At 64.4% G+C, this 20,634-nt stretch carries 21 protein-coding genes; 9 read left to right on the forward strand and 12 right to left on the reverse strand.

The features are described from left to right. Positions 1-27: 27 nt before the first annotated feature. The 3 genes from ada to ACOJSJ_RS11730 form a co-directional block, all read right to left on the reverse strand. Positions 28-1,122 carry a bifunctional DNA-binding transcriptional regulator/O6-methylguanine-DNA methyltransferase Ada gene (ada, locus tag ACOJSJ_RS11720; protein WP_420145159.1) on the reverse strand — a complete coding sequence of 365 codons (1,095 nt, stop codon included), beginning with the start codon at positions 1,120-1,122 and terminating at the stop codon, positions 28-30. A 15-nt stretch (positions 1,123-1,137) separates the two neighbouring features. Further along, positions 1,138-1,572, reverse strand: a complete 435-nt coding sequence (locus tag ACOJSJ_RS11725; RefSeq protein ID WP_420145160.1) for a YybH family protein — start codon at positions 1,570-1,572, stop codon at positions 1,138-1,140. 238 nt (positions 1,573-1,810) lie between these two features. Then, positions 1,811-3,262, reverse strand: a complete 1,452-nt coding sequence (locus ACOJSJ_RS11730) for a catalase (RefSeq protein ID WP_420145161.1) — start codon at positions 3,260-3,262, stop codon at positions 1,811-1,813. A gap of 197 nt (positions 3,263-3,459) precedes the next feature. On the opposite strand from ACOJSJ_RS11730, the gene ACOJSJ_RS11735 reads away from it, so the two are divergent. Next, positions 3,460-3,834 (forward strand): RidA family protein, encoded by a 375-nt coding sequence (locus ACOJSJ_RS11735; RefSeq protein WP_420145162.1) that lies wholly within the window; start codon positions 3,460-3,462, stop codon positions 3,832-3,834. Between the two features lie 49 nt (positions 3,835-3,883). On the opposite strand, the gene ACOJSJ_RS11740 is transcribed toward ACOJSJ_RS11735, so the two are convergent. Continuing rightward, positions 3,884-4,846 carry an oxidoreductase gene (locus ACOJSJ_RS11740; RefSeq protein WP_420145163.1) on the reverse strand — a complete coding sequence of 321 codons (963 nt, stop codon included), beginning with the start codon at positions 4,844-4,846 and terminating at the stop codon, positions 3,884-3,886. 60 nt (positions 4,847-4,906) lie between these two features. On the opposite strand from ACOJSJ_RS11740, the gene ACOJSJ_RS11745 reads away from it, so the two are divergent. After that, positions 4,907-5,881: an AraC family transcriptional regulator gene (locus ACOJSJ_RS11745; protein WP_420145164.1), complete on the forward strand. Its 975-nt coding sequence runs from the start codon at positions 4,907-4,909 to the stop codon at positions 5,879-5,881. A 7-nt stretch (positions 5,882-5,888) separates the two neighbouring features. Here ACOJSJ_RS11745 and ACOJSJ_RS11750 read toward each other — a convergent pair whose 3' ends face one another. The 4 genes from ACOJSJ_RS11750 to ACOJSJ_RS11765 form a co-directional block, all read right to left on the reverse strand. Continuing rightward, a complete protein-coding gene (locus tag ACOJSJ_RS11750; protein WP_420145165.1) occupies positions 5,889-6,917 on the reverse strand; it encodes an alpha/beta fold hydrolase in 1,029 nt (342 codons plus the stop codon). 27 nt (positions 6,918-6,944) lie between these two features. After that, entirely contained in the window at positions 6,945-7,994 is a 1,050-nt protein-coding gene (locus tag ACOJSJ_RS11755; protein WP_420145166.1) for a threonine ammonia-lyase, read from the reverse strand. Between the two features lie 100 nt (positions 7,995-8,094). Further along, a complete protein-coding gene (locus tag ACOJSJ_RS11760; protein WP_420145167.1) occupies positions 8,095-8,925 on the reverse strand; it encodes an SDR family oxidoreductase in 831 nt (276 codons plus the stop codon). Between the two features lie 13 nt (positions 8,926-8,938). Then, the gene (locus ACOJSJ_RS11765) at positions 8,939-9,361 is read right to left on the reverse strand and encodes an organic hydroperoxide resistance protein (RefSeq protein WP_420145168.1); all 423 of its coding nucleotides are present in this window, start codon (positions 9,359-9,361) and stop codon (positions 8,939-8,941) included. Positions 9,362-9,798: 437 nt separating this feature from the next. Here ACOJSJ_RS11765 and ACOJSJ_RS11770 point away from each other — a divergent pair, with 437 nt between their 5' ends. The 7 genes from ACOJSJ_RS11770 (at position 9,799) to ACOJSJ_RS11800 (ending at position 15,846) form a co-directional block, all read left to right on the forward strand. Continuing rightward, positions 9,799-11,490: an ATP-binding protein gene (locus ACOJSJ_RS11770; protein ID WP_420145169.1), complete on the forward strand. Its 1,692-nt coding sequence runs from the start codon at positions 9,799-9,801 to the stop codon at positions 11,488-11,490. 59 nt (positions 11,491-11,549) lie between these two features. Beyond that, positions 11,550-12,314, forward strand: a complete 765-nt coding sequence (locus ACOJSJ_RS11775; RefSeq protein ID WP_420145170.1) for an SDR family oxidoreductase — start codon at positions 11,550-11,552, stop codon at positions 12,312-12,314. Between the two features lie 44 nt (positions 12,315-12,358). Further along, on the forward strand, positions 12,359-12,799 hold the full coding sequence (locus ACOJSJ_RS11780) for a cupin domain-containing protein (protein ID WP_420145171.1): 441 nt from the start codon (positions 12,359-12,361) through the stop codon (positions 12,797-12,799). A gap of 23 nt (positions 12,800-12,822) precedes the next feature. Beyond that, the gene (locus ACOJSJ_RS11785; protein WP_420145172.1) at positions 12,823-13,479 is read left to right on the forward strand and encodes a sensor histidine kinase; all 657 of its coding nucleotides are present in this window, start codon (positions 12,823-12,825) and stop codon (positions 13,477-13,479) included. A 71-nt stretch (positions 13,480-13,550) separates the two neighbouring features. Next, positions 13,551-14,255: a sensor histidine kinase gene (locus ACOJSJ_RS11790; RefSeq protein ID WP_420145173.1), complete on the forward strand. Its 705-nt coding sequence runs from the start codon at positions 13,551-13,553 to the stop codon at positions 14,253-14,255. Between the two features lie 120 nt (positions 14,256-14,375). Further along, positions 14,376-14,909: a DUF6438 domain-containing protein gene (locus tag ACOJSJ_RS11795; protein ID WP_420145174.1), complete on the forward strand. Its 534-nt coding sequence runs from the start codon at positions 14,376-14,378 to the stop codon at positions 14,907-14,909. Between the two features lie 4 nt (positions 14,910-14,913). Continuing rightward, positions 14,914-15,846, forward strand: a complete 933-nt coding sequence (locus tag ACOJSJ_RS11800; RefSeq protein WP_420145175.1) for a LysR family transcriptional regulator — start codon at positions 14,914-14,916, stop codon at positions 15,844-15,846. A 47-nt stretch (positions 15,847-15,893) separates the two neighbouring features. On the opposite strand, the gene ACOJSJ_RS11805 is transcribed toward ACOJSJ_RS11800, so the two are convergent. From ACOJSJ_RS11805 to ACOJSJ_RS11820, 4 genes are all read right to left on the reverse strand, one after another. Further along, positions 15,894-16,313, reverse strand: coding sequence for an Ohr family peroxiredoxin (locus tag ACOJSJ_RS11805; RefSeq protein WP_420145176.1), 420 nt, complete (start codon positions 16,311-16,313; stop codon positions 15,894-15,896). Positions 16,314-16,459: 146 nt separating this feature from the next. Next, the gene (locus ACOJSJ_RS11810) at positions 16,460-17,863 is read right to left on the reverse strand and encodes an efflux transporter outer membrane subunit (RefSeq protein WP_420145177.1); all 1,404 of its coding nucleotides are present in this window, start codon (positions 17,861-17,863) and stop codon (positions 16,460-16,462) included. After that, on the reverse strand, positions 17,860-19,038 hold the full coding sequence (locus ACOJSJ_RS11815; protein ID WP_420145178.1) for an HlyD family secretion protein: 1,179 nt from the start codon (positions 19,036-19,038) through the stop codon (positions 17,860-17,862). The genes ACOJSJ_RS11810 and ACOJSJ_RS11815 overlap by 4 nt, the downstream gene beginning before the upstream one ends. After that, entirely contained in the window at positions 19,035-20,615 is a 1,581-nt protein-coding gene (locus tag ACOJSJ_RS11820; RefSeq protein ID WP_420145179.1) for an MFS transporter, read from the reverse strand. Before ACOJSJ_RS11820 ends, ACOJSJ_RS11815 begins: the two co-directional genes overlap by 4 nt. Positions 20,616-20,634: the final 19 nt, after the last annotated feature.

Consider the following 20,634-nt stretch of genomic DNA (forward strand, 5'->3'; position numbering starts at 1 on the left):
TTCCAGGCCGAGCGAATGGCGCAAAGATCAGGACGGTGCGGGTGTTTCCCCATCCTGCGCTTCGCACGCGAGCAGTTGTCGCTTTCGGGCTATACCCCAGCTGTAACCGCGATAGCCGCCGTCATTTCTGACGACGCGGTGGCACGGAATCGCCACCGCCAGATTATTGGCGGCGCAGGCCTGCGTCACCGCCGTCACCGATTTTGGCGCGCCGATCCGCCGGGCAATTTCGGCATAGGACAGGGTTTCGCCAGCAGGGATCGCCAACAACGCGCGCCAGACGCGCTGTTGAAACGCGGTGCCGCGCACATCGAGCGGCAGATCGACCGGCATGGCGGGATGTTCGACCATGGCCACGACCTGCGCGACGGTGCGTTCATAATCGGGATCGGCGCCGATCAGATCAGCATGAGGGAAACGATCCTGAAGATCTGCGAGCAGGACGGCCGGATCATCACCCAGCAGGATGGCGACCACGCCCCTTTCGCTCGACGCGACCAATATGGCGCCGAGCATGCTTTGCCCAACGGCGAAGCGGATGATTTCGCAGGCGCCTCCGGACCGGAACTGCGTGGGCGTCATGCCCAGCATGGCTCCGGCCTTTTCGTAGAATCGGCCGCTCGATCCGAAACCGGCATCATAGAATATCGATGTGACCGCGCCGTCGCGAGCCAGCGCCTTTCGCACCCGCGCCGCGCGACAGGCAAAGGCGTAATCTTTGGGCGTGACGCCGGTGACGGCCCGAAACAGGCGGTGGAAATGGCTGGGGCTGAGGCCCATCGCGCGAGCCAGGGTTTCGAGCGGGATGTCGGTTTCCGACGCCTCTATATGCGCGCAGGCCCGCGCGACGATCATGGATTGCCGTTCGCGCAGGCCCGGTCCGTCGGGCCGACAGCGCAGGCAGGGACGAAAGCCGGTCGCCCGCGCTTCATCCAGCGTCGCATGGATGCGGATATTGTCCGGGCGCGCGCGCCGCGACGGGCAGGTCGGACGGCAATAGACGCCGGTCGTGACGACCGAATACCAGAAACGGCCGTCCGCATCGGGATCGCGCCGCCCGATCTGGTCGATGCAGGTGGCGCGATCAGGCATAAGGGTCGATGCGCAGGCATCGCTGACCATGGACGGGTTTCCGGTTCAGCCGAGGGTGCGCACCTGCGTACCAAATGGATTGTCGATGATATAGCGCCAATAGCCATCCGCACCGAGGCGGGCGATGTCGTTCGACGTCGCGACCATATGGAAATCATCGCCCGCAGGGGTCACGCCGACGATGTTCCAGTCCAGCACCAGCGACGCGATGCCCCCCGCGACGAAGACATGGCGCGCGATGATCCGCATCGGCAGCTGGACGCTGTAATATTTGAGCAGTTCGGCGCGGATCGCGGCGATGCCGCGTTGCGGCGTGCCATCGGCGCTGACCAATATGGCGTCCGGTTCGTAAAAGCCGCACATCACATCGACATCCATCGAATTGAAGTGCGCCAGCAGCGAAGGGACGATCTGATCGGGCGTACGGGCCAGTTGGGGTTGAGCAATGTCGGGACGGTTCGGTTCGAAATGGTCGGCCATGCGGTTCATCTTTCCTGTTGGACGGCCGATCCGACGACATCGGCCCGGCTGTTCCCCTGATCTGATTTGCCGCGTGTTCCTGACCGGCGGATGATACCGCCTGCCCCGGAACACGCTTTCAATGCATGGCCGCCCTATCCCGGCCGCAGACGCCGGCCACTCCGATGCTTGCCTTCAAATTCGAAAGAGCATGCGGATCGCCATGGACCGTCCCTTGCACGGCCCATGGCGAAAGCGGTTATTCCGCCGCCTGCGGCAAAGCGAGGCCGAGCGCCCGCGCGACGCCTTCGCCATAGGCAGGGTCGGCCTGCGTACAATTGGCGACATGGCGCATCTGCACATCGAGCGAGGCGCCCGATATGGCGCGGGCGGTATTGGCGAACAGCCGATCCTGTTCCTTCGTCGTCATCTTGCGGAAGAGGATGCCGGGCTGTTCGAAATAATCTTCATCGACGCGGTGGTCCCAATGGTCCGCGACGTCGCCGATCGGCAGCGGCGGTTCGCGCAATTCGGGATGATCGTCCCACACCCCAAGGCTGTTGGGGAAATAGGGCGTGGTCGCACCCAGATTGCCGTCGACCCGCATCTGCCCGTCGCGATGATAGCTGTGGAAGGGGCATTTGGGCGCGTTGACCGGGATGGAATGGTGATTGACCCCCAGCCGGTAGCGGGCGGCGTCGCCATAGGAAAAGAGCCGCGCCTGAAGCATCTTGTCGGGCGAAAAGCCGATGCCCGGCACGATGTTGGCGGGCGTGAAGGACGCCTGTTCGACGTCGGCGAAGAAATTGTCCGGGTTGCGGTTCAGTTCCAGTTCGCCGACCGGGATCAGCGGATAGTCGCCCTTTGGCCAGACCTTCGTCAGATCGAAAGGGTTATGGCGATGCTGGCGCGCCTGTTCTTCGGTCATGATCTGGAAACAAAGCTGCCAGCGCGGATAATCGCCCCTGTCGATCGATTCCAGCAGGTCGCGGCCATGGCTTTCGCGATCCTTGCCGATCACATCGACGGATTCCGCATCAGTCAGATTTTCAATGCCCTGAAGGCAGCGGAAATGGAATTTCGCCCAGAAACGTTCGCCATCCGCGTTGATCAGGCTGTAGGTATGGCTGCCGAAACCATGCATGTGGCGGTAGCTGCGCGGAATGCCGCGATCCGACATGACGATGGTCACCTGATGCAGCGCTTCGGGCAGGAGCGTCCAGAAATCCCAGTTGTTCTGCGCGCTGCGCAGGCCGGTGCGCGGGTCGCGCTTCACCACATGGTTGAGATCGGGGAAACGCAGCGGATCGCGGAAGAAGAAGACCGGCGTGTTGTTGCCGACCAGATCCCAATTGCCTTCGTCCGTGTAGAATTTGGTGGCCCAGCCGCGAATGTCGCGTTCCGCATCCGCCGCGCCGCGTTCGCCCGCGACCGTGGAGAAACGCTGAAACACCTCGGTTTTCTTGCCGACCTGCGCGAACATGCTGGCCTTGCTGTAACGGGTGACGTCATGGGTGACGGTGAAGGTGCCGAACGCCCCCGAACCCTTGGCATGCATGCGTCGTTCGGGGATCACTTCCCGGTCGAAATGGGCGAGTTTTTCGATCAGCCAGACATCCTGAAGCAGGGCCGGGCCGCGTGGTCCCGCCGTCATGATGTTCACATTGTCGATGACCGGCGCGCCCGCAGCCGTCGTCAAATCCTTTTTCAAACCCGCCTCCATGCATGACGGCCGACATGACCGTCATGGAGCAGGCTAGGTCGGCGGCAGGCTGGCTGCGATTGGGTGAAGGTTTGGGGGCAGTCATACGAAGGAATAGGCGGACCTCCGCCATGCCGGTTGCGCCTTGACGCGTGCGGGCAGATCGCCTTCGGATGGGGGACCGATTGCAACAGCTGGGAACCGCCATGTCATCATCGCCCCAACCCGTCGCCCCCGAAGGCCGCGAGCCGCCCAAGGGCCATTATTCGCCCGGCATGACGGCTGCGCCATTCCTGTTTATATCCGGACATTTACCCTCCATCGCGCCGGGATCGGCCGATCTGGACGCCGAAGCGGAAAGCGCGATCCGCGCCATGCTGGAGGTGCTGGAGGCGGCGGGCGGCACGACGCGCAATCTGGCGCGCGTCACCGTCTATCTGGCGGGAGTCGAACATTGGCCCGCCTTCAACGACGTCTATGCACGGATCATGGGCGATGCCCGCCCGGCGCGGACAGTGGTGCCGGTGCCCGCGCTGCACCACGGCTATCTGGTCGAGATCGACGCGATTGCGATGATCTGATCCATGGGCGACAGGGCGCAGCGACGGCCGCGCCCTGCCGCCGGTCGGATCAGATGGTCATGCCGGTCCAGTCCGCCGACAGCGCCCACAGACGTTCGGCCGCTGCATCGTCCGTCGCCCATGCGGCCACGCCCTTGCGGCCCATTTCACCCTGATTGATCACGGCGACGTCGCAATCCTCGCAATAGACGCCGCCCATGCCGTCGAGCGCGGGACTGGTCGCGCACCACAGGCTGGTCGCCGCGCCCTGCTGCACATTTTTCAGGCCAGCTTCGGGATCGACCTTTGGATTGCCGTCGGCGTCGAAGGCGTCGAAACCCGACAGTTCCTCCGCCGACAGATGGCGGGCGAGGTCCGTGAAAATCTGCCCCGGATGGAGCGAGAAGGCGCGCACACCATGGTCCCGGCCGCGACGGTCGAGGCCATGGGCGAACAGCGCATTGGCCGTCTTTGCCTGACCATAGGCCTGCCATTTGTCATAGGGGCGTTCGAGAAAGTCGATGTCGTCGAAATCGACCGGCGCGATCTGATGCCCGCGCGACGACACGGCAACGACGCGCCCGCCATGGGCGCGCAGCGCCGGCCAGAGCGCGCAGGTCAGGCGATAATGGCCCAGATGATTGGTGGCGAACTGGCCTTCATGCCCGTCCGCATCGCGGAACAGCGCCGTCGCCATGACGCCCGCGCTGTTGATCAGGATCGGCAGCGGGCGGCCGCTGTCCAGAAAGCGGTTGGCAAAATCGATAACCGATTGTGCATCGATCAGGTCCATGGCCGCCAGTTCGACATTGGCGATGCCGTCGAGCGCAGCCCCCGCCTTTGCCATGTCGCGCGCGGGCACGACCACGGTGGCGCCAGCATCGGCCAGCGCACGCGTGGTGACCAGCCCGATGCCGGAATAGCCGCCCGTCACGATCGCGGTGGTGCCCGACAGGTCGATGCCCTGCATGACATCGGCGGCGGTGGAGGCAGGCCCGAAGCCTGAATGAATTGGGGTTTGGGATGTAGTCATGGCCATGGATATGCCCTATATATTTCGGATGAAACATCATTCATCGTCTCATCTTCTGTCGTGATCGTCCATAACGCCCCTGCCGATCCCCTGTCGGATATGTTGACCATGGTGCAGGCGAAGCTGGCCTGTTCGGTGCGGCTGGACGCGGGCGGCGATTGGTCGCTGAGGTTCAGGCCGCCCGGCTGCAAGTTCAACGTCGTGCGCTATGGCCAATGCTGGCTGATGGCGCAGGACGCGCGGTGGTTGCTGAACCCGGGCGACTGCCTGATCGTCAAGGCGGGCACGGCCTTTACACTGGCGAGCGACCCGGCGCTGGAGCCGGTCGATGCGGCCATCGCCTTTACGGACGACGCGTTGATGGGGCGTATCGGAACTAGGCATGATGTCGCGATACTGGGCGGCAGCGTCGCCTTTGGCGCGGCGGACGCGTCATTGATGCTGGACCTGTTGCCGCCGATATTGGTGATCCCCGCGAATGCGGCCGGGGCCGCGCCCATCGGATGGCTGCTGGATCAGCTCGACCGCGAATGGCGCGATGGCCGGGCGGGATCGCGCGCGGCCTGCGACGACATGTTGCGGTTGATGTTCGTCCATGCGCTGCGCGCGCATTTTGCGCAGGCCGGTGCGGATGCGCCGGGATGGATCGCCGCCCTGTCCGACCCGCCGATCGCCGCCGCGATCCGGGCCATACACCGGGAACCCGCGCGGCCATGGCGGCTGGACGAACTGGCGCATATCGCCGGGCAATCCCGGTCCACCTTCGCCGCGCATTTCAGGGCGCGGGTCGGCGCGACGCCGGTGGATTATGCGGCAGGATGGCGGCTGACGGTGGCAGCGGCGCGGTTGCGCAACGGCCGCGAATCCGCCTCCGCCATCGCGGCGGCGCTGGGTTTCCTGTCCGACAGCGCATTTGGCGCAGCGTTCAAGCGCAAGTTCGGCCTGTCGCCGGGCCAGTATCGCACGGCCGCCATGGAACCGGACAGATCGCTGATCAGCCTGGCAGACACGGACGACCTGCTGGAACCGGCTTGACAGCCGATCAGGCCACGCCCGCCATTTTGAGGACCGCCTGCGCAAAGTCACGGGGCGCTTCCTGCGGCAGGTTATGGCCGATCCCGCCGCCGATCAGGCGATGTTCGTACACGCCGGTGAATTTCGCCCGATAGGCATCGGGTTCGGGATGCGGCGCGCCATTGGCGTCCCCCTCCATCGTGATGGTCGGCACGGCGATCGGCGGCGCCTTTGCCAAACGATCCTCCAGCGGCTGAAGTGCGGGATCGCTGTCCGCCAGCGACAGGCGCCAGCGATAATTGTGAATGACGATCGCGGCATGATCGTCATTGTCGAAGGACGCGGCCGAACGCGCATAGGTCGGATCGTCGAATGCCCATCGCGGGGATGCGAGGCGCCAGATCAGTTCGTTGAACGCCCGGCAATTGGCGGTGTAGCCCGCGCGGCCACGTTCGGTCGCGAAATAATATTGATACCACCAGGCCAGTTCCGCCTTGGGCGGCAAAGGCGCCTGTCCCGCTTTCTGGCTGCCGATCAGATAACCGCTGACGGAAACCAGCGCGGAACAGCGTTCGGGCCACAGGGCAGCGACGATGCAGGCCGAACGCGCGCCCCAGTCGAAACCGGCGATCGTCGCCCTTGGAATATGGAGCGCATCCATCAGCGCGACGACATCCGTGGCCAACATCGCCTGCTGCGCATTGCGTGGGGTATCGGCCGACAGGAAACGGGTCGTCCCGAAACCGCGCAGATGCGGGATGATCACCCGCAGCCCGGCCTGCGTCAATATGGGCGCGACATCGGCGAAGGCGTGAATGTCATAGGGCCAGCCATGCAGCAGGATGACCGGCCGGCCATTCGCAGGCCCCATATCGACATAGCCCATCGACAGGGCGCCTGCATCAACCTGTCGCACCTGCCCCAGCAGCGTGGGCGCCGATTTGGGCGTCAGCGCGGCACGGGTCGTGGACGACAGCGATGCCGTGGCGAGCGCGGCCGCCTTGAGCAGGTCGCGGCGGACGGCATCGTGGCCGGAACTAGATTTGGCGGATGGCATCGGGCGCCCTCCTTCATCTTGCTTGTGTTATGATGGGTCTTCGGCCCGGATGATGTCGGCAAAGACATCGGGATCGACATTCGCGCCGGAAATCACGACGGCGACATCCCCGGTGCCTGCGGGCAGCTTTCCACTGAGCAGGGCGGCGAGCGCGACGGAGCCACCCGGTTCGGCCACGATCTTGAGCGTGTTGAAGGCGAACCGCATGGCGCTGCGCACTTCATCGTCGCTGACCGCCAGACCGGCGGTGAGCAGACCATGGTTGATCGGAAAGGTCAGCGCGCCGGGCGACGGGGCCAGCAAAGCGTCGCAGATCGACGCCGCGTCGGGCGGGACCTGTTCGCGCGTCCCGCTGACGAGCGAGCGGGCGGTGTCGTCAAATGCCTGCGGTTCGGCGGAGAAAAGCTGGATGTCGGGGCATGTGCCCTTGATCGCCGTTGCGGTGCCCGCGATCAGTCCGCCACCGCCGCACGGCACGATCACCTGTTCCAGCCTGCCGCCCAGTTCAGTCGCCTGTTGCAGGATTTCGAGGCCCACCGTCCCCTGCCCCGCGATGATGAAGGGATCATCGAAGGACGGCACCAGCACGGCACCCCGTTCCTTTGCAAGGGCGGTCGCGATTTCCTCGCGGCTTTGCGTGCGGCGGTCATAGGGAATGATTTCCGCCCCCAGCGCGCGGGTGTTGGCCATTTTGATGGCAGGCGCATCGGCCGGCATCACGATGGTGGCAGGCATGTCGAGCATGCGGGCCGCCGCGGCGACCCCCTGCGCATGGTTGCCGGACGACCATGCGACGACGCCTGCGGCGCGTTCCTGATCATTCAATCGCGACAGGCGGTTCATCGCCCCGCGGAATTTGAACGATCCGGTATGCTGCGCCCCTTCGAACTTGATGAAAACCCGCCGCCCCATCCGTTCGTTGAGCGGCCGGTTTTCCAGCAGGGGCGTACGCACCGCAATGCCGCGGATCGCATTGGCGGCCGACAGGACATCGTCCAGTCCGATCACCGGAGACTGCCCGGCCTGCGCTGTGCGATTGTCATCGATCCGGTTCGCCACTTTCCTGAAACTCCACATGCTGCCCGTTTTCCCATCAGACCATCCGGTCCGTCTTTGCGCCATCATCCGGTCGTATAGGCCGACCGGCCGCCATCGCGCCGTTCAAAGATCGGCGATTTCACAGTTTCGACAAGGCCTGAAATTCTGTCCGCATGAAAGTTTCATAGGCTTCATCGTCCATGCTGGTCCGCGCCTTCACCAGATGCGCCACGCCCGGACCCGCGAAATAGCGCAGGCGCGACGAGCCATCGGTCGCGGCGGTGAAGACGACGTCCGCAATCTCTTCCGGCGTCGAACGCTGCCACGCCAGTTTGGCCATGACGGCATCATTATGCTGAACGAAGTCGGCATAGTCGGCCGGCACGCCATTATCGCGCCGCGTTTCGCCGATCTTGCCAAGGAAGGGGGTTTCCACCCCGCCCGGCTCCACCAGTTTCACCGCGACCCCCTGTGACGCAAGTTCGTACCAGACCGCTTCGCTGAACCCTTCCAGCGCGAATTTGGTCGCCAGATAGGCGGACATGCCGGGCATGCCGACACGCCCGCCCGTCGAGCTGATATTGACGAAAATGCCGGACTGGCGCGCGCGAAAATGCGGCAGAACGGCCTTCATGACGGTCATGACGCCGAACATGTTGATGTCGAAGCTGCGACGCAGCTTTTCGTCCGAAATGCCTTCGAACAGACCAAATTCGCCGACGCCTGCATTATTGACCACCACATCGATGCGACCGAATGCCGCAACGGCCTGTTCCACGGCGGTCGCGACCTGATCGGGCAGGGTCACGTCCATGGTTAGCGGCACGATGTTGGGATGATCCAGATGATCGGGCAGGCTGCCTTCGCGACGGGTGGTGGCGACGACATTCCACCCCGCCGCAGCGAAACGCGATACGGTGGCCAGACCGATGCCGGTTGCAGCCCCGGTGACGAAAATGGTCTTCGACATAAATCCTCTGATGTCAGGTGATTTCGATGGTGACGGTGATGTTGCCGCGCGTGGCGTGGGAATAGGGGCAGATGCGGTCGGCCGTGGCGACCAGCGTTTCGGCATCGGCCGCATCCACGCCGGGCAGGCTGATGACGAGCTTGACCTCCAGACCAAAGCCTTCATCCGCGCGCGGGCCGATGCCGACCGTCGCGGTGACCGAAGCGTCGGCCGGCACTTTGGCGAGCTTGTCGCGGGAGGAGGCGAATTTCATCGCGCCCAGGAAGCAGGCGGCATAGCCCGACGCGAACAACTGTTCGGGATTATTGCCCTCGCCATTACCGCCCAGTTCCTTTGGCGTGGCCAGTTTTACGTCGAAACTCCCGTCGGCGGTGCGGGCATGCCCGTCGCGCCCACCCGTGGCGGTGGCCGTCGTACGGTAGAGAATATCGGTCATGGCTTATCCTTTTTTCCGAAAAGCGGACGGAGCGACGATAGGCCGTTCGCACCGCACCGCTCACCACGCGATCGATCAAGTCGGGTCATGCCGAAGTACAGGTCATCAGGCCTTGCGCCCTTGCGCCCTGCCCCGATGTCAGCGGCAACACCCGGCCGAGACATGGCAGGCCGTACGCGCGCCGTCGCGTCCAGCGGGATAGCGCCGATCAAGGGCGGCATGTCGGCTGCCCCCCGCGTCCAAATCATCGAAAATTGAGGTCATCCTGCTTTAAAACATCGTTTGCCGTCATCCGTGAATACCCAAACGGGGATGGTCGAACAGGACTGTAAGGATATGCTGAGGCGAGAGGGACATATCCGGAAATTGTGAGATTTCCGGCATCATTTCGGAGTGATAACGTTCGCGGCACGACCGCGGCGACGAGGTGCAGAGCCATGCAATCTGACCAAGTTCGAGCCGTAACGGAGCGTTATCGCCATCTGATCGAGACTCTGAATCCCATTCTGGAAATCGCCATTCCCGCGCCGGACGACGATGCCCGCGCCATGTCGACCGCCGCGTTCATCGTTCAATCCGCATCGACCCCGGCGATGGAGATGTTCGGCGCCATTGCCACCGACGAACTGGTCGGTCGCCCGCTCAGCCACCTGATCGCGTTCGAAAGCGCATATCAGATCGAACCGCTGCTGCACGCAGCGCGCGACGGCGTGGTGACGGAACCCGTCATCGGCCTGGTGCGCACCCTGTCGCGTGAACCGGTGGCGGTGCGCATGGTCGCCACGCGATGGAGCGAAGACAGGATCGGCCTCATCTTTTCCGCGATCTCCAGGTCGGAGGAAGTGGCGTCGCGCCTGCGGATCAGCGAACAGCGTTACGGCCGCCTGTTCAACGATGTGCCCATCGCCCTGATGCGGGTCGATTCCCGTGGCGCACTGGGCCTGTTCGCCAAGGCGCGCGATGCGGGTTATGACGACCTGATCCGGTATCTGGACGACCATCCCGACGATTTCGAAGCGGCGCTCGACTGCACCCGCATCGTCGATGCCAACGACAGGTCGGTCGAAATGTTCGGCGACGGGACCAAGGATTCGGTGCTGTGCCCAGTCCGATCCTATTACCGGATGGTGCCCGATGCGTTCAAACGGAACATGGCCGCCGCGTTCAACGGCGCACGCCATTATTCGGAAGAAACCGTCATGTGCGGCATGGGCGGACAGATACGTAACGTGCTGTTCACCATATGCTATCCCGACGATGCGGAGGTCGAAGGCAATAGTTTCGTCGGGATGATCGACATCGGCGACCGGTTGCGCACCGAAGCCGAACTGCAACGCACGCAGGCCGAATTTGCCCGCGCGGCGCGCCTGTCGCTGATGGGCGAACTGACTGCGTCGATCGCGCATGAAGTGATGCAGCCGCTGTCGTCCATCACGGTCAACAGCGGTACTGCGCTGAAATGGCTGTCCAAGGAGCCGCCGGAAATCGAGCGGGCGGTAAAACGCATCAAGCGGGTGCTGGAGGATGCGGAACGGACCGCCGCCATCGTGCATGGCATCCGCAAAATGGCGAGCGGCGGCATGGCCGAACGCAGCGCCGTCGACATCAACCTGCTGGCGCAGGATGCGCTGACCTTCGTCCAGGATGAGGCGCGCTCGCACGACGTGACGCTGAAACTGATCGGGTCCGCCGGGTTGCCATATGTGCAGGGGGATGCGGTGCAGATGCAACAGGTCGTCGTCAATCTGGTGGTCAATGCCATTCAGGCGGTGGACCAGTCCGGCGCGATCATGCGAGAGGTCGAATTGCGCACCCACCCCGCGCCGGACGGCGGCGTGGAACTGACGGTGCGCGACACCGGCCCCGGCATCGCGGCCGAACATCTGCCGCGCCTGTTCGACAGCTTCTTTACGACCAAGGCCGACGGCGTCGGCATGGGGCTGGCCATATGCCGGTCGATCGTCGAAAATCATTGCGGCACGCTGACGCTGGACAATGCCGATGGCGGGGGCGTGATCGCGCGGGTGCGCTTTGCCCCGGACTGCGACGATGCCCCCGTTTCGACGGCATCGGTGGGCCGCCGGGCGACGCCTCTACCTTCGTATGATGGGAATGTGACCTCCCTATAATCCAGCCGCCCGGCACAAGCGGTTACTCATAGGCCACACAGTTCTGACACTGGGAGACTATGATGCGCATAGTGGTAATCGGCGGCACCGGACAAATCGGCTTCAGGGTCGTGACGAAGCTCCGAACGCTTGGGCACAGCGTCCTTGTCGCGTCATCCAGCACCGGCGTGGACATCATATCCCGCAAAGGTCTGGACGAAGCGCTGGTCGGTGCTGAAATCGTGATCGATGCGACCAACAAGATCGCGATGGACCGGGACAGCGCCATCGGTTTCTTCGGCACCGCCGCGCGCAACATTCTGAACGCGGAAATCGCCGCGGGCGTCAGCCACCATATCGCCCTGTCCGTGCTGAACGGTGAGCGACTGTCCGAAAGCGGCTATATCGCTGGCAAGCTGGCGCAGGAACAGGTTATCCGGCAGGGGCCGGTGCCCTATACGCTGGTGCAGGCCGCGCAATTTTTCGAACTGGTGCCGATGATGGTGCAGATGATGGCCGTCGATGGCGTCGCCAGACTGCCCCATGTCCTGTTCCAGCCGATCGCGGCGGAGGAAGTCGCCGACACTCTGGTGGAAATCGCGATGCGCGCGCCCGCCAATGGCGATTATCGCGTCGCCGGGCCGGAAGCATTCCGGATGGATGAACTGGCCGCGCGCTATGTCAGCGAAACGGGCGGCACGACCCGCATCCTGCCCGATCCGAATGGCACCTATTTCGGCGCGCCGCTGACGGAAAATATGCTGATGCCCGGCGAAGGCACGCATATCCGCTGGACCAGCTTCGGCAAATGGATGGCACGGCGCGTCATTGCCGCTGCGGCATGATCCCGTTGCTATCACCATCCCCATATTTTGTGAGAGGAATATCGATGCGTATCGTCATTGCAGCTTTAGGCGCCGCCGCCCTGTTCGGATCGACAGTCGCGTCGGCGCAGACGGCGGCTCCCGCCAAATCGCCGGTGCTGACGTCGATCAAACCCGATTTCGCGCACCCCATCACCAATATTCCCGGCAAGTCGGTGAAGACGGTGCTGGTCACCTATGCGCCGGGCGACAGTTCGCCTGCGCACACCCATGCCAAGTCCGCCTTCATCGTGGCCTATGTGCTGGAAGGCGCGATCGTCAGCGGCGTAAATGGCGGAACGCCGCAAACCTTCAAGGCGGGCGAATATTGGACGGAAAGCCCCGGCGACAAGCATGGCGTCAGCGCGAACGCCAGCAAGACCGAGCCTGCCCGGCTGCTCGCCATCTTCGTCGTGGACGACAATGACGGGCCGCTGACCGTGCCCGATCATGCGGCGGACCATTGACGCAACGCCCGCCGGAGACGCAGATGTCCGCCACCGCAGCAGCCCATGCCCCCCACGCGACGGCGGAAATGAACCACCGGATCGCCAATAATCTGACGTTGCTGGCGTCGATGATAGAGCTGGACGGGCGCGCGGTGATCGACCCCGACGCCATCAGCGTGCTGGAAACGGCACGCAGGCGCATCCATGCGATCGCGAACGTCCATCGCCGCCTGTACATGATCAACAAGACCGACCGGCTGAACCTGGGCGAATTTCTGGGCGATCTGGCGGAGGATTTTCGCAATGTCTGCGAAAGCGGCGCGCATGACCGGCATCTGATATTTCAGGCCAACAGCGTGTGGGTATCGGCCGAAGAGGCGGTGGTGGTCGGCATATTGGTGGCCGAACTGGTCAGCAACGCGTGCAAACATGCCTATCATGTCGGCGAGCCGGGCGACATCCGCATCCTGCTGTCCGCCGCCGCGCCGGGCGAGTGGACATTGATGGTCGAAGATGACGGGCATGGGTTCGACCCGGCCAGCGCCTTTGCCCGTCAAGGGCTGGGTTCCCGCCTGATCGCCGCCGCCGTCACCCGCCTGTCGGCACGCTATGCGTGGGAAGATACGCGACCGGGCACCCGCTTCACGCTGTGGAAATGTTCGGGCGCGATGGCCACGGTCGTCGCGGTCGACAGCTGAAAATTCATGATCGGGCGATGGCCGCCGACAGGCCGGAACCGCCTTGTATTTCTGGAGGCATCGAAATGCTGATGACCGTGCTCCCCCCGACGGATGTCGTCGCCCACGCGGAATCCGACCACCGGATCGCGAATAATCTGGGCCTGCTGGCGTCGCTGCTGGAACTGGACAGCCGCAATGCGGAGGATGCCGGATCGCCCGACATCGCCAGGATACTCGATGTGACGCGCCGCAGAATCTATGCGGTCGCCAATATCCACCGGCGGCTGTGCCAGTCGGACCGCGAAGGCTTCGTCGATCTGGCGAGCTATCTGGAGGATCTGGGCCACGATCTTCAGATCGTGTGTCAGGATGCGGGCGGTCGCCGGTCGTTCAGCATCGATGCGGAATCCCGCTATGTCGAAGCAGGGGACGCCGTGTCCGTTGGCATTTTGGTGGCCGAACTGGTCAGCAACGCGTGCAAACATGCCTATTGCGAGGATCAGCCGGGCGAAATCCGCATCCTGCTGAAAAGCCGCAAACAGGGCTGGCAACTGATGGTCGAGGATGACGGCGTCGGGTTCGGGCAATCGCCCGAACGGTCGCAGGCCAGCATCGGCGCCTATCTGATCGATGCCAGCGCGGCCAATCTGGGCGCGGCCTATGTATGGCAGGACAGCTTTCCCGGTACACGCTTCATCCTGTGGAAGGACGAGGCGCAGGCGGACGATCACTGGCCGTTCGACACGCTGTCATCCCCCGCCGCATCGGGCGATGGCCGACATATCTATTCCTGACCCCGCCCCGACCGGTCATGACGGCCCGAGCAGATTCATCGTCGGCGCAGCGAAGGGCATTGGCGGTTCCTGACGTCTTGGGAATGGGCTAGCATGCCCGTCAATGATCAGGAGAATTTCATGCAGAGGACAATCCCGGCCGCGGCCATGGCAATCATCGCCGCCCTTTCCGCCTGTACCTATGGCGACCGGCCGACCACAGCGGGCGCCGGTTCGGGTGCCGGTTCAACGGGGGGCGAAACCATCAGCGTCGCGGTCGGACCATGTTTTGGGTTCTGCCCGGTATATCAGGTGAGCATCGCCCCGTCGGGCAGCGTTTCCTACACCGGCGAACGGCATACGCAGATGCTGGGTGAACAGCATCGTGAGGCAGGAAGCCCCACCTATGGCAAGGTTGCCGCCGCCCTTGCCCCCTATCGCCCCGCCGACGGCACGACGCAGCGTGTCGATTGCGACGCCGCGATCACCGACACCAGCCTTTACACCATCACATGGCGCAAGGCGGACGGAACGCAGGCCATCGCCACGCATCAGAGCCGTTGCAGCGGCGGACCGGGCAAGGCGCTGGACGGGGTTCTTCAGGGCTTGCCGGAACAGCTGGGCATCGCGCAATGGGCGAAGCAGGTAACACGGCCGGGCGCATCACGGGGGTAGTTGATTGCCGCATATTCCAGATTTCGAAGCATGGGCGATTTTCGCAAAGGTCGCCGAAGTGGGGTCGTTCAGCCACGCCGCCGAAGAACTCGGTCTGGCGAGCACCACCGTGTCCAAGGCGATTACGCGGCTGGAACAGCGGATGCAGACGACGCTGTTCCATCGCACCACCCGCAAATTGTCGCTGACCGAAACTGGACGGCTGACCGTCGAACGCGCCGCGCGCATTCTGGCGGACGGCCGGGCGATCGAGGCCGATATTGTCGAGGAAGCCGCGATCCCACGGGGCAAGGTGCGGGTCGCCTGCCCCACGGCATTCGGCCTGGCCACCATCGTGCCGATCCTGCCGTCCTTTCTGAACGCCTATCCCGACATCGAGCTGGACCTGAGCCTGACGGAGGATGAGGTGGACCTGATCGGGGCGGGTTTCGACGTCTGCATCCGGCTGGGCCAGCCGCCGGACAGTTCGCTGCGCACCGTACGCCTGCTGTCCTTTATCCGGCCGCTGGTGGCTGCGCCGTCGCTGATCGAGCGTCTGGGCATGCCCGACCATCCCGACGACCTGACCCGCTATCCCGCGATCATCCCGACCAATGTGCCATGGGGTCTGGAATGGGAGTTCGACCATCCCGATCATGATCCCGTCGCGGTGCGAATGTCGGGCCGGTTCCACATCAACCATGCCGGGGCGGTGGTGCCCGCCGCCGTCGCCGGGGTGGGCATTTCGTTGCTGCCCGATTTCTTCATCGGCGACGAACTGGCGGATGGACGGCTGATCCGGTTGCTGCCCGAATGGTCCGCAACCACCAAGTCGGCCTATATGGTGACGCCGCCCGGCGTGGCGCGCCCGGCACGGGTCCGGGTGCTGATCGAATGGCTGCGCAATCATTATACCCGTCAGGAACGGGCGCAACGCGACCGCAGCGAAACGCCGTAAAGCGCGATCCGGCCGGAACGGATCGCGCCGGTATCGCGTCGTCACCGTCAGTCGACGTTGACGATGGCCGACACATGATCGCCGGTCGCGCGGGCGATAGGACAGATGCGCATCGCTTCTTCGACGATCTGCGTCGCCGTCGCGATGTCGATGCACGGGATGTCCGCAGCCAGCGCGACGCTGAGGATCAGGGCGTCGTCGCTGTCGCCATCAAGCGCGATGGTCGCGGTGACATTGCTATCGGCGGGCACGTCCATCCCCTTCGCCCGTGCCACCTTGCGGATGGCGGCGAGCAGGGATGCGGCCTGCGCCGCGGCGAAAAGCTGTTCGGGATTGGTGCCGGGGCCGTCGTCTCCGCCAAGGGCGGAAGGGGTCGACAGTTCGACTTTCAACCGGCCATCGCTGCTGCTGGCGAAACCCGATCGGCCACCAAGGGCGGTGGCGGCGGCGCTGTAAAATTGGGTCATCTGGGGGCTTCCTATCTGGGGATGCGGTCGCTCGAAGCATCGGGAGGGGGGACCGAGCGACCGCATTCCCCGTGTAGCCGGTCCGTTCGGCAAGAATTACGGGCAAGGCGCCACATCATTCCTGCCCCCGGCACCACAATGAGAAGTCAGCGCATGACGCCTCCGCCAAGGCTGCGGATAAGCGCCACGTCGAGGATGAAATTGCGCGATTGCAGCGCGGCGACGATGCGGCGCCGCTGAAGCAGGCGATCCTCCACCAGCAGGACGGACTGATAATCGCTGGCCCCCTGCGTGTAGCGAAGCCGGGCAAGGCGATAGGCCCGTTCCGTGGCGGACAGCGCGGCGTCGGCGCCCTGCATTTCTTCCGCCAGTTGACGGCTGCTGACGGCGACATCCGCGACATCGCGCAGCGCCTGTGTCAGCGTTTCGTCATAGCTTGCGACCGCCGCGTCATAATCCGCCCGCGCGCCGCGATAATGGGCGCGGCGGCGACCACCATCGAAGATCGGCAGGCTGATCGCCGGTCCAGCCGCGCCGATGTCGCTGCCACCGTCCAGCAGATTGCCGATGCCCAGCGATTCAAAGCCGATCAGGCCCATCAGGTTGATGTTCGGGTAGAATTGCGCCTTTGCGACCTTGATCCGCTTGCCCGCCGCCTCGACACGCCAGCGCGCCGCCACGATGTCCGGACGGTGCCCCAGAAGATCGGCGGACAGATTGGACGGCAGGCCGAAACCCTTCAGCGCAGGCGCATTCGGGCGATCGATCCGGCGTCCGCGATCCGGCCCCGCCCCCAGCAAGGCGGCGAGGCGGTTGCGGGTCAGCCCGATCGCTTCATCGGCCTGGGCCAGGTCCGAACGGACCGCCGGTGGACCTGCCTGCGCCTGCGCCAGATCGGCGTCGGAATCGAAACCCTGTTCCACGCGCATCTGCACCAGTGCGAGCGATTTTTCCCGAACCCTGAGCGTTTCGGCCAGCACGTCGCGATCATTATACAGGCGCACGAGATCGGCGTAGGTTGCAGCAACCGATGCCGACACGATCAGCCGGGCCGCCGCCGCATCCGCGCCCGCAGCCTGCGCATCCGACGTTGCCGCCGCCAGCGCCGCGCGGTTCCTGCCCCAGAAATCCAGTTCCCAGCCAAAGCCCAGCGTTGCGCGGCCATAATCATGATAGCCGCGCCGTTCGGGCAGGACGGGAATTCCGTCATTGACGCTGGGTTTGCTGACCGTGAGCGACCCGTCGGCGGAAATCGACGGCAACAGCGCCGCATTGGCCGATCCCACCAGTGCTTCGGCACGGCGCAGGCGGGCGGACGCCTGCGCCATGGTGGGCGCGTTCGCCAGCGCTTCGTCGATCAGCGCGCTGAGTTGCGGGTCGCCATAGGCGGTCCACCATGTGTCCGATGGCCATGGCGTGGGCGCGGCGGTGAAACTGTCCGCGCTCCGATATGTTTGGGGCGCCTTCACTTCAGGCGCTGGTCCCAGATACGGCGGCGTCATGCAGCCCGCCAGCAGCCCGGCGGCGGCGAGGATCAGAAAACGCCTCATGACCGCGCCTCGCAACGGAAGGCGCCGCCGACCAGCCAGCTGATCAACCCGCCATGCGACCGGCCATCGACATGCGACCCGATCTCTATCCGGGGCGTCACCGACATGCCGGTCGAAAGGCGATCGAGGCCTGGCTGACGCGGATCGAGCAGGATGCGGACGGTGAAGCGCCGGACGATCTTTGTAAAATTGCCGGTCGCATTGTCGGGCGGAATGACGGAAAATTCCGAACCGCTGGCGCCCAGCGTCCCTTCCACCACACCGCAGAATCGGACGTCGGGCACCGCATCCACGCCGATCTGCACCCGGTCGCCGGGGCGGATGCGCGCCAGCTGGGTTTCCCGCAAATTGGCCTCTATCCACAATCCTTCCGTCGGCGTGATGGCGAGCAAGCGCGTACCGGTATTCACATATTCGCCAAGGCGGACATTGCGGGCCGCCACGCGTCCTTCGCGCGGCGCGCGTATATCCGTTCGGCCCAAATCCGCCTGCGCCCGTGTCAGTTTCGCCTGCGCGCTTTGCAATTGCGCCTGCGCGGTGAGGCGCTGGGCACCAAGCACGCCAAGCTGTTTGCGGGCGACATCGGCCTGCGCGGAGGATTGCGCCACGGCGGACCGGGAACGGATATTTTCCGCCTCCGCCGCTTCGAACAGCTGGCGGCTCACCGCCCCCTGATCGACCAACGCATCGGATCGCCTGAAATCCGCGCTGCTGCGGGTGGCATTGGCCTTTGCCGATATGACGCCCGCGTCGGCAGCCCGGATCTGCGCATCCTGCAACTGCTGTTGCGCGGCGATCTGACGCAGGGAGGCATGAGCCTGCGCAATGGAGGCTTCGGTGTCGGCGACCGCCGACGAATAATCGGTGGGGTCGATGCGGATCAGCAGCTGACCGGGCTTTACCCGCTGATTATTCTCCGTCAGCACGGCGGTCACATATCCCGGCACCTTGGGCGATATGAATGTGACGTCGCCCTTCACATAGGCATTGTCCGTAGAGACGAAGGCTATGCTGCCCGGCCCATAGGCGTAAAGCGCGGCCACGCCGGCAATGGCGGCACCACCCAGCAGAAAGGCGGTCGCGACGCGGCGGCCCGCGCTCCAACTGGGCGGTGCGGGCGGCGCGATATTGTCCTGAACCCCTGCAATATGGGGCTGCGATACTGTGCTGGTCATGCGGCTGATCCCTTTGCTGCGGGGCGTGTTGGATGTACGGGGACTTCGGCCGGGACGGCGGGTAGCGCCCAGACCAGAATGGCCCCCAGGGCGAGTGAAATGGCGGAAACGAAGAAGGCGTCGGAGAAGGCGAGCGTGAAGGCCTGCCCCCCCGTGGCACGGCCCAGTGCGGAAATGGCGGCGGTCTGCGCCGCGTCCATGTCACCGCTGAACCGGGCGAATGCGCCCGCGCTCTGGGCCAGTCGCTGGGCCGTTTCGGGCGAAGTCGCGCCGATCGTTTCGACCAGCATGGCCGAATGGAATTTCTCCCTCTCCACCACGACGTGCGACAGGATGCCAAGGCCCGACACGATGCCGAATATGCGGGTGAGGTTGAAGATCATCCCCACGGTCGGTCCATCCTGAAGCGTGACCTGAAAGGTTGCAAAGCGCAGCACCGCGACGCTGAAGAAACCCATGCCAAGGCCGGTGACGGCGGCCGCGACCCGCAACTGATCGGCGGCCCATTCGGTGGTCAGCGACACGCACAGACCGGCCGCGACGGCAAAGCTGGCAAGGCCCGCCGACAGCAGCCAGCGGCTGTCGAAACGCCGCGCCCAGATATAGGACAGGATCACCGCCAGTGCGGTGGCGGGCGCCATCGCCGACAGCACGGTCCCGGTGTCGATCGGCCTGTAACCCTGCAACCGGCCGAGATAGGATGGCACGATATAGACGGCGAACATCTGCCCGAAGCGGAAGAAGAGCGAGAGGATGATGCCCCAGCTGAACGTGGCGCGACGAAAGACCGACAGCATCAGCAGCGGCTTTTGCGACCGCAGCATACCGGCGACGGCGATGACGGTCATGACGAAGCCGCCGAGCGCCAGTGCGGGCACCCACCATGTTTCCAGCCAGAAATGGCGTTCGCCTTCAGACCCGGCGATCACGATCATGGCAAGCCCCGCGAACAGCATCGCGAAGCTGGGCCAGTCGGCGCCTTTCAGTATGTCGATGCGGCCTTTTTCAGCGGTCATCACCCCGCGCGCCATCAGCCAGTAGGGAATGGCGAGCAGCGCCTGCGCCCAGAAGAGGCTGCGCCAGCCGAAATGATCGACCAGCAGGCCGCCCACGCTGGCCGCCAGACCGAAGAATATGGAGGTCGATGCCGCAAACAGCGTCATCCCTTCGAACCGTCCCCGCCCCGGCAATAATGTCGTCATGACGAGCAGCATGAACATCAGCGGCATCGCCCCACCGAATATGCCGTGCAGCGTGCGGGCGAACAGCATGACCGGCAGATTGGGGGCCAGCGCGCAGAGAGAGGCGCTGATGATGAAGCCAGCGGCGATAACCGCCATCGCGCGGCCTCGACCGATCCCGAACGCCAGCGCGGGCGTTGCGAAAATGCCGGCAATCGCGCCGACATTCTGGAATGTGTTGACCAGTGCACCGCTGTCGGCCGCGACATGCAGGCCGCCCGTAATGTCGGCCAGCGAAAAGACCGCGACCAGCGGAAACAGCGATCCCAGAACCGCGCCATATCCCGCGACGGCCAGCGCCGCATAGGGTGGTGTCTGATCGGCGGCTGCTGGCACGGTCCACTCCATCGTTATT

It is taken from the genome of Sphingobium sp., from assembly GCF_048594625.1.
In the GTDB taxonomy this organism is placed as follows: domain Bacteria; phylum Pseudomonadota; class Alphaproteobacteria; order Sphingomonadales; family Sphingomonadaceae; genus Sphingobium.